General features: G+C 48.0%; 7 protein-coding genes and 1 tRNA gene. 7 read left to right on the top strand and 1 reads right to left on the bottom strand.

All coding sequences use genetic code 11. The features are described 5' to 3' along the window. Positions 1-156: 156 nt before the first annotated feature. The 6 genes from AC3DOM_RS13165 (at position 157) to AC3DOM_RS13140 (ending at position 5285) form a co-directional block, all read left to right on the top strand. Positions 157-1017, top strand: coding sequence for a YitT family protein (locus AC3DOM_RS13165; protein ID WP_487919510.1), 861 nt, complete (start codon positions 157-159; stop codon positions 1015-1017). A 76-nt stretch (positions 1018-1093) separates the two neighbouring features. Next, complete coding sequence (locus tag AC3DOM_RS13160; RefSeq protein ID WP_487919509.1) at positions 1094-1939, top strand: sulfotransferase family protein; 846 nt, start codon at positions 1094-1096, stop codon at positions 1937-1939. A 151-nt stretch (positions 1940-2090) separates the two neighbouring features. After that, positions 2091-2164: transfer RNA gene (locus AC3DOM_RS13155), tRNA-Arg, on the top strand. Between the two features lie 75 nt (positions 2165-2239). After that, a complete protein-coding gene (surE, locus tag AC3DOM_RS13150) occupies positions 2240-3046 on the top strand; it encodes a 5'/3'-nucleotidase SurE (protein ID WP_487919508.1) in 807 nt (268 codons plus the stop codon). Positions 3047-3570: 524 nt separating this feature from the next. Continuing rightward, a complete protein-coding gene (gene moaA, locus AC3DOM_RS13145) occupies positions 3571-4551 on the top strand; it encodes a GTP 3',8-cyclase MoaA (protein WP_487919507.1) in 981 nt (326 codons plus the stop codon). Further along, entirely contained in the window at positions 4473-5285 is an 813-nt protein-coding gene (locus tag AC3DOM_RS13140; RefSeq protein ID WP_487919506.1) for an HAD family hydrolase, read from the top strand. Before moaA ends, AC3DOM_RS13140 begins: the two co-directional genes overlap by 79 nt. A 40-nt stretch (positions 5286-5325) precedes the next feature. Here the strand turns inward: AC3DOM_RS13140 and AC3DOM_RS13135 are convergent, their stop codons facing one another. Then, positions 5326-6567: an aminotransferase-like domain-containing protein gene (locus AC3DOM_RS13135; protein WP_487919505.1), complete on the bottom strand. Its 1242-nt coding sequence runs from the start codon at positions 6565-6567 to the stop codon at positions 5326-5328. Between the two features lie 177 nt (positions 6568-6744). On the opposite strand from AC3DOM_RS13135, the gene AC3DOM_RS13130 reads away from it, so the two are divergent. Next, positions 6745-8217: hypothetical protein (locus AC3DOM_RS13130; RefSeq protein ID WP_487919504.1), on the top strand; the 1473-nt coding region annotated here is incomplete at its 3' end.

Here is an 8217-nt window from a genome sequence, read left to right as displayed (position 1 = left end):
AGAACTCAATTTGGGTTGGTCTTTTTCATCTACCCCAAATTATTGAGATGATACCATTTTGTCTTGAAAGCGGTGAAGTTGATTGGGGAAAACTGATTGAATTTAATTCAACAAAGAAGTAAATTTCTCACTTCTCACTTCTCACTTCCCCCCCCCATGAAAAAACTCTACCCCACCCTGCGCGACTTCTCCCTGATCACCCTCGGCGCATTCATCCAGGCTGTTGGTTTGCGTCTCTTCCTGATCCCGGCCAATCTTGCCAGCGGTGGGGTCAGCGGGATTTCCCAGCTGATCAACCACGGCACCGGCTGGCCGATCGGTGTTATGGTGCTGGTTGGGAATATCCCCCTTTTCGCATTGGGATGGCGTTTTCTTGGCGGGCGGAAATTCATCATCCGGACTGCCTTCGCGGTCGCGACCTTTTCCTTTCTTGTGGACGCGCTCACCCTGATCCTGCCCCCCGAGGGGATCACCGACGATATCCTGCTCAACTCGCTCTATGGCGCACTCGTCAGCGGGATCGGATATGGTATCGTCTATCGAGGTCAGGGGACAAGCGGGGGCAGCGATATTCTTGCCCGCATCCTCAATCGCTGGCGAGGCATCCCCATTTCGCAAAGTTATTTGATGGTCGATTCAGCCGTCATTCTTACAGCGGGTTTCGTCTTTGGATGGAAAGAAGCTCTCTACGCCCTGATCACCCTCTATGTGAGCGGGATCGTCACCGAAACGGCCTCACAAGGGCTCAGTGTTGTCCGCACGGCAATGATCATCACCTCTGAACCGGAACTCGTTTCTGAGCAAATTTTTCAAACCCTCGATCGCGGTGTCACCCTGCTGCCCGGCAAAGGCGCGTATACTGGGGTAGAACGTACCATTCTCTATTGCGTTGTCACCCGTCCTGAAACCATGCGCCTGAAAAGAATTGTCAACGAAGCCGACCCTGATGCCTTTATGGTTATCGGGCAAGCACACGAAGCTTTAGGTGAAGGCTTTGCGCCACTTAATGAAGTTTGAATTTCACCACGGAGACACAAAGTACACAAAGAATTTCTTAGTGCCCTTTGTGCCTTTGTGGTAAGAAAAAACAAATATGCTCCCAACCTTCCTCATTATTGGTTCCCAAAAAGCGGGAACAACCTCAATTCACCATATTCTGAATCAACACCCCCAGATCTTTATGGCGGAGAAAAAGGAGATCAACTTCTTTTTCAAGGATGAGGAGTACGCGCGCGGCCCCGAGGCCTATGCCGAGCATTTTTCGGATTCTGCCGATCAGCTTGCCCGGGGAGAGGCCTCTCCCGGTTATATCTGCCACCCCGAGGCGCCCGCCCGCATCCATGACCTCCTCCCAGACGTGAAACTGATCCTGACAGTCCGGGACCCGATCAGGCGCGCCATCTCCCAATATTGGGATAATCGCCGTCATCTCAACGAGCCGCATACCTTTGCCGAGGCGCTCGATCTCTATCTCAGCGATGAATATCACCCCGATCAAATCGGCTATTTCAGCCGTGGCGTTTATATGCGCTATATCAGGAATTATCTTGAGTATTTCCCACGTAAAAATTTGCTCATCCTGCCTTTTGAAGAAATGCTTACAGCCCCCGAAACCTTCTATCAGCGCATCTTCAAATTCCTCGGTGTGAACACAGATTTCCAGAGCGAAGATATTGATCAGGCCTTCAATCCAACCGAAGTTTGGATGAATATCTTTTATCAGATTCTCATCCGCAAACCGGCCTACCAAAAATATATCCCCGCCAAATTGCGTCGGCTCTTTTTTTGGGGCAAAAAAGTTCGCTTCTCAGCACCATCAATCGACGACGCCAGCCGTAAAAAACTGGAAGAATTCTACCGTCCATGGAACGATGAGCTAGTCGATTTTCTGGGTGTGGATTTATCATCCTGGTCTGAAGCAAGCTCAAAAAGAGTGTGACCCGCAGCCATCCAAATCAAAATCATTTTCGGAAGTATCAAAGTTCGAAATGATAATAAATGGCGTTGTCATTGTGGGCTGCCAATGACAGCTCGCAATGACATCTTCCTTGACCCTATATATAATCTCGATTAGAATACCATCCGCTAACGCCTTCGTAGCTCAGTGGATTAGAGCGCTTGCTTGCGGAGCAATAGGTCGCGCGTTCGAATCGCGCCGAGGGCACTTGGAAGCGGGAAATCCCCGCTTCTTTTCGTTAAGTTCCCTCTCCCTTTGGGAGAGGGCCAGGGTGAGGGAATGATGGTAAAAAAACAAATTTTACTGACAAATGATGATGGGATCCGCTCGCCCGGTTTATGGGCAGCTGCCGAAGCCCTTTCTGCGATTGCCTTTGTGACCGTTGCCGCGCCTCGCGAACAATCTTCGGGGATGGGGCGCTCCATGCCCTCTACTTCAGACGGAAAAATTGAAGAAGAAATGGTGCATATCAACGGCCAGGATTGGAGGGTTTACGCCGTAGGGGGCAGCCCGGCGCAGGCCGTGCAGCATGGTATTTTACTGATCATGGATACCAAACCTGATCTGGTAGTTTCGGGCATTAATTATGGTGAGAATCTTGCCTTGGGCGTCAGTGTTTCCGGAACGGTGGGAGCCGCAATGGAAGCGGTTGCCTTGGGCATCCCGGCGTTGGCGATCTCCCTGGAAACAGATAGGGAGCATCACCTTTCCTATTCCAATGAGGTTGATTTTTCCAGCGCGGCCTATTTTGCAGCCTATTTTGCGGGCAAATTCCTCGAGAAAGATTTTCCAGAACATGCCAATTTGCTCAAAGTGGATGTTCCCCGGGACGCAACACCAGAAACCCCCTGGCAGACATCTCGACTAAGCCCTTATCCCTATTACCATTCGATTGTGACTGAAAAAAATGAGGGAGGCAAGAAGTGGAATGAGATCAGTTATGGTAGCAGGAGCGATTTTTCAAATGAGCCTACCGATTCAGATGTTTACGTGATGAATAAAAATCGCGAGGTTGCTGTCACACCGTTGACACTTGACTTCTCCGCGCGGGTGGACTTAAGGGAATTTGATGAATTCCTGAGGGCCTAGCCTGAAGATTTAGAATAGACCTCTTGCATATGTGCTCTTGGCGGCGTCCCCGCCGCCGCCCTAAAGGATGCTACGCAAAGGACGGCGGCTGGAGCAGTCTCAAAAAGGGGCTTTTGCAAGAAGTCTAATAAAAGAAATATTGCGGAGGTTTTGAATCCTTCGCTTTTTCTTTAAAAGAATTCTCTCCTTTTGATGTACTTATCCGGTAACTACTCAGCATGGCAAAAACAGAACACGGATTCGACCTGATTTTTGCGGATTTTCAAGGAGAAAAGAAAAAAGGTTTTTAAAATCCGTGTAAATCTACCTTATCAGTGAGAATCCGCGTCCCATCTTGATAGAGACCGTGTAGTTACCTTAACCGAAAGATTAATAGGAATGAAATATTTCTCAGCTTCTCTTTAAAAAAATGGGTATAATGAGACAATAATTTACAATAACTGGTCCAACACACTTTCAGGAGCATTCATCTCTTTTGAGTATAAATATCTGATGATTCCAGTGTCATTTTAAGGTAAAGACCCATGGCAATAGACCGTTTCGGAAGGAATATTCACTACCTGCGCATCAGCCTGACTGACCGTTGCAACCTGCGCTGCATTTATTGCATGCCCGAAGATATGACCTTTAGGCCCAACGCAGAGCTAATGCAGGATGATGAAATTATTACGCTCACCCGCCTCTTTGCAAGTTTGGGAATTAACAAAATCCGCTTGACGGGTGGTGAACCAACCATCCGCGCAAATGTTGTGGATATCGTCCGCGGCATCGCCGAGACCGAGGGAATTAAATCTGTCTCGATGACGACGAATGGTTTGCTTCTGTCCCGATTGGCACAACCTCTGGCTGATGCAGGTCTCGAGCGCGTAAATATCAGTATCGACACACTCGACCCTGATAAGTTTAAACGTATCACCCGTTGGGGAAAAGTGAACGAGGTGATAGATGGAATCAAAGCCGCCGAAGCTGCCGGGCTGACTCCTGTCAAACTCAACGCTGTGGTCGTGACAGGCTACAATGAAGGTGACGTGGTTGATCTTGCCGAGCTGACAGTCAAAAACCCCTGGCAAGTTCGCTTTATTGAAATGATGCCCTTCGCCGGAGCAACCGAAATCCAATTGACTCAAATGGTCACCGCTGCTCAAATTCAGGAGCAAATTGAGGCTGCGCACGGCCCGCTGGAAGTCGTCAATGGCGGTAAGCTGGATGGGGAGGCACGTCTTTTCCGTTTCAAAAATGGTCTCGGAGATATTGGTTTTATTGCCTCGGTCACCATGCCATTTTGTGCATCCTGCACAAGGGCACGGCTGACATCCGATGGCGTCCTCCGGATGTGTCTGCTCCGCGAAAAAGAAGTGGATCTGCTCACCCCACTCCGTGCCGGGGCAAGCCTCGAAGAGCTGCGCAAGCTCATTCTCGAAACAATTTGGGAGAAGCCCTGGGGGCATGGTTTGGAAGATGGCGTCATCCCGTTGAACCGCGTGATGAGCGAGATCGGGGGCTAAATATGGTCGTTTCTACAAAAGGGTGCAAGGCCATCTTTTTCGATTTGGATGGAACCCTTCGACACACAGTTCCGCTTGGTTCCGATATTTTTACTGAGAAGGCGATCGAATTGGGTTTGCCCATCAGCGATGAGAAGCAGCGGGAAACAGGACGCTGGGAACATTATTACTGGGCGCAATCCTCGGAGCTAATGCGTGATACAGCCAAATTCAAAGATGATCAGAACGACCATGCCTTTTGGAATAATTATGCACAGCTCAGGTTGGAAAAACTTGGGGCAACACCAGAACAAATTGAAACTTTTTACCCGCTGATCAACAAGCACATGATGAATGAGTATGACCCAAAAAATTGGGTGCCACCAGAGCTATACGAGGTTTTACCCGCGCTTCGCTCAGCAGGCTATACCCTGGCAGTTCTCTCAAATCGCAGAAGTCCATTTATGGAAACAATGGTGGAATTATCTCTGGACCAATACTTCGACCAAATAATGGCTGCTGGAGATATCGGTTCGTGGAAACCAGACCCCAAAGTTTTTGATCAATTGCTGGCAGATTTTAATCTTGCCCCTGAAGAGACGATCTATATTGGCGATAATTATTATGCGGATGTGGTCGGTGCGCGTAACGCCGGGCTCATTCCTGTTTTATATGATCCAAGAGGCATCTTCCCGGATGCAGATTGCACAAGGATCACCTCATTTACCGAATTGGCAGATATTCTTCAAAATTAAAAAAACGTAGGGGACGACCGGCCGGTCGCCCCTTATAAATTTAAACGGGGAAATCCTGTTTTGCGTAAATCTCTTCTTTCAACAGCTTTCCCAATCGGGCAATGCCCTCACGGATCGTATCCGGATCGGGGAAAGAGAAATTCATCCGCATTGTATTCTCGCCGCCACCCAGGGGATGAAAAACGCTTCCAGGCACATAAGCGACTTTTTTCTCAACAGCCTTATCAAAGAGTTTCATCGCATCCATCCCCTCAGGGAGGGTCACGAAAAGGAACATCCCTCCTTCAGGATGCGTCCACTTAACTTCAACGGGGAATAATTCATCCATTGCCTCGAGCATGGCGTCACGACGTTCTTTGTAGGTGGCCCGAATTACTGCGACATGCTTGTCGAGAAAATCGTTTTGGCTCACTTCGTAAACCGCAATTTGATTAAAGCTGGATGTATGCAAGTCTGCACCTTGTTTTGCTTGAACCAATCTGCGCATAACGCTTTCTGCGCCAATCGCCCAGGCGATACGGAGACCAGGGGCAAGTAGTTTTGAGAAGGTGCTGAGATAGATCACATTTCCATCATAAGAGCCACCATTTTGGCCGCGATATTCGCTATCCACAACAGCGACGGGAGGGATATGCTCGCCCTCGAAGCGGATCTGCCCATAGGGATCATCCTCAATAATTGGTGTTCTATAACGGTCGGCCAACGCGACAAGTTCCTTGCGGCGTTTCAAACTCAGGGTCACGCCGCTTGGGTTTTGGAAATTCGGCAAAACATAGATGAATTTCGCGCCCTTGTGAAGAGCTTTCTCGAGTTCTGAGGTGATCATCCCTTCTTCGTCCATGGAAACGGGAAGATAGTCTGCACCGTAGGCGTTCCATGCCTGAGTGGCGCCAAGGTAGGTGGGATTCTCAACGATGATCTTGTCACCACGATCGATGAAAAGGCGGCCAACCAGATCAAGCGCCTGTTGTGACCCGGAGGTAATTGAGATATTCTCCGCTCTAACTTTCAATCCATAGCGCGCCGAGCGTTTTGCGATCATTTCCCGCAAAGGGAGATATCCTTCGGTAGTGCCATATTGAAGGGCTTTTTCTGAATTTTCTTCCAGGGTACGATAAGCGGCTTCCTGAAATTCTTTAACGGGGAAGATCTTTGGCGCGGGCAAGCCCCCTGCAAAAGAGATCACATCCGGTTGTTGGGTCAGCTTAAGGATCTCTCGAATGAATGAGCTTTCCATTGATTTCATGCGGTAGGCATAACGATCATCCCAGGATGTTTCCATTAGCACTCCTTTAAAAATGGAAGAAAAAAAACCTGATAGATTTGTAGGAATCCACCAGGTTTTTACGACTTATGATTGATTGAATCTAAAAAAACAGAAAAATTTGACCATTGACTCCACTGCAAAAAGCCCAAGCTGACCCTCCTCAAAAGGGGAAAAGTTTAATATAATTGCTCCATGTTCAAACCTAACCAAGACCACTTACAGTCAGAGATGTTCAGCACGGTAGCAGAACTGCCAGAGAAGCATCGTGCCATGCTTGAAAGCTCATGGGCAGGCACATTTTATCGGGAAGTTTTCTGCCGGATATCTGAAGACGCTTTTTCGATTTTATATTCAGAAATAGGCTCTCGCCCGAATGTTCCAATCAATGTCTTGGTTGGGTTGGAAATCCTTAAGGCAGGGAAAGGCTGGAGTGATGAAGAACTATATGAGCGTTTTCTCTTTGATGTACAGGTACGTTATGCTTTGGGTTACCGCGATTTACGAGAGGGTTCCTTTGCGATTCGTACGCTCTACTATTTTCGAGACAGATTAAGTAGCTACTATCTCAAAGCAGGCGAGAACTTATTGGAGAGTGCCTTTACAGAAATAACCGATGCTCAAATCGCTTCATTTCCGATAGAGACAAGTATCCAGCGCATGGATTCTACTCAGATAGCGAGTAATATTGTGAACTCAAGCCGCCTTCGATTGTTGGTAGAAGGGATCCAACGCACACAGCGGATGTTGAGCGAAGCGGATAAGTCTCGTTTGGAAGCATTCTACGCTCCCTATATGAAAGGCTCTTCTGATCAATATGGCTACAAAGTGAAAGGTGCCGAGGCGAACAGCAACCATCTTCAAGCAGTTGGCAAAACGATGCATTCTCTTTTAGAAGAATTAGAGGCGTCTTATGTGGAAGAAAGCGCTTATCAAGTTTTGGCGCGTCTCTTCTCAGAACATTTCAAGTTGGTAGAAAAAGAACCCAAGCTCAAAGAGAAAGAAGAAATATCATCGAGCAGTCTGCAATCAGTCGATGATCTGGAAGCCAGCTATCGAAAAAAGGCAGGGAAAAGCTATCAAGGCTATGTCGCCAATATTACCGAGACCTGTGACCCTGAAAACGAAATCCAGTTAGTCACCGCCGTGCAAGTTGAACCCAACAATGTGGATGACGACAAAATGCTGGCTGCGGTTTTGCCTGGGTTGAAAGAGCGGACAAATGTAGAGAAAATCTACCTGGATGGCGGCTACGGTGGCGAAGAGAGTGATCCGATCCTGGAAGATTTATCGGTCGAGATTATCCAAACTGCCATTCGTGGCACCAAAGGAAATCCGGAAAAACTCCATTTATCTGAATTTGAAATTGAGCAAGATGAAGAAGGGTTCCCCACGAAGATTACTTGTCCACATGAGCAAAGCGTAACCGTGAAAAAAGCCAGAACCAGCGGCTGGCAAGGGCATTTTGACCCTGAAATTTGTGAAGATTGCCCTTTCCAAAAAGAAGGAAGGTGCCGAGCGAAATCACAAAAAAGAGACCGCAGATATATGCTCTCTTTCACGATGAAAGAACTAAGAGCTGCAAAGAGACGCAGAAATTACATGCGCTACAAGAAAGAAAAAGGGAATCTGAGAGCCGCCTCAGAAGCGACGATGCGTTCTGCAAAA

This window comes from Candidatus Desulfolinea nitratireducens, from assembly GCF_982879505.1.
Note: the sequence above shows the minus strand (reverse complement) of the source record. Positions and strands in the feature narration are given on the sequence as shown.

Coding starts and splice junctions, on each gene's coding strand:
- AC3DOM_RS13165 (WP_487919510.1), top strand. CDS start 157: ATGAAAAAACTCTACCCCACCCTGCGCGACTTCTCCCTGATCACCCTC.
- surE (WP_487919508.1), top strand. CDS start 2,240: ATGGTAAAAAAACAAATTTTACTGACAAATGATGATGGGATCCGCTCG.
- moaA (WP_487919507.1), top strand. CDS start 3,571: ATGGCAATAGACCGTTTCGGAAGGAATATTCACTACCTGCGCATCAGC.
- AC3DOM_RS13160 (WP_487919509.1), top strand. CDS start 1,094: ATGCTCCCAACCTTCCTCATTATTGGTTCCCAAAAAGCGGGAACAACC.
- AC3DOM_RS13135 (WP_487919505.1), bottom strand. CDS start 6,567: ATGGAAACATCCTGGGATGATCGTTATGCCTACCGCATGAAATCAATG.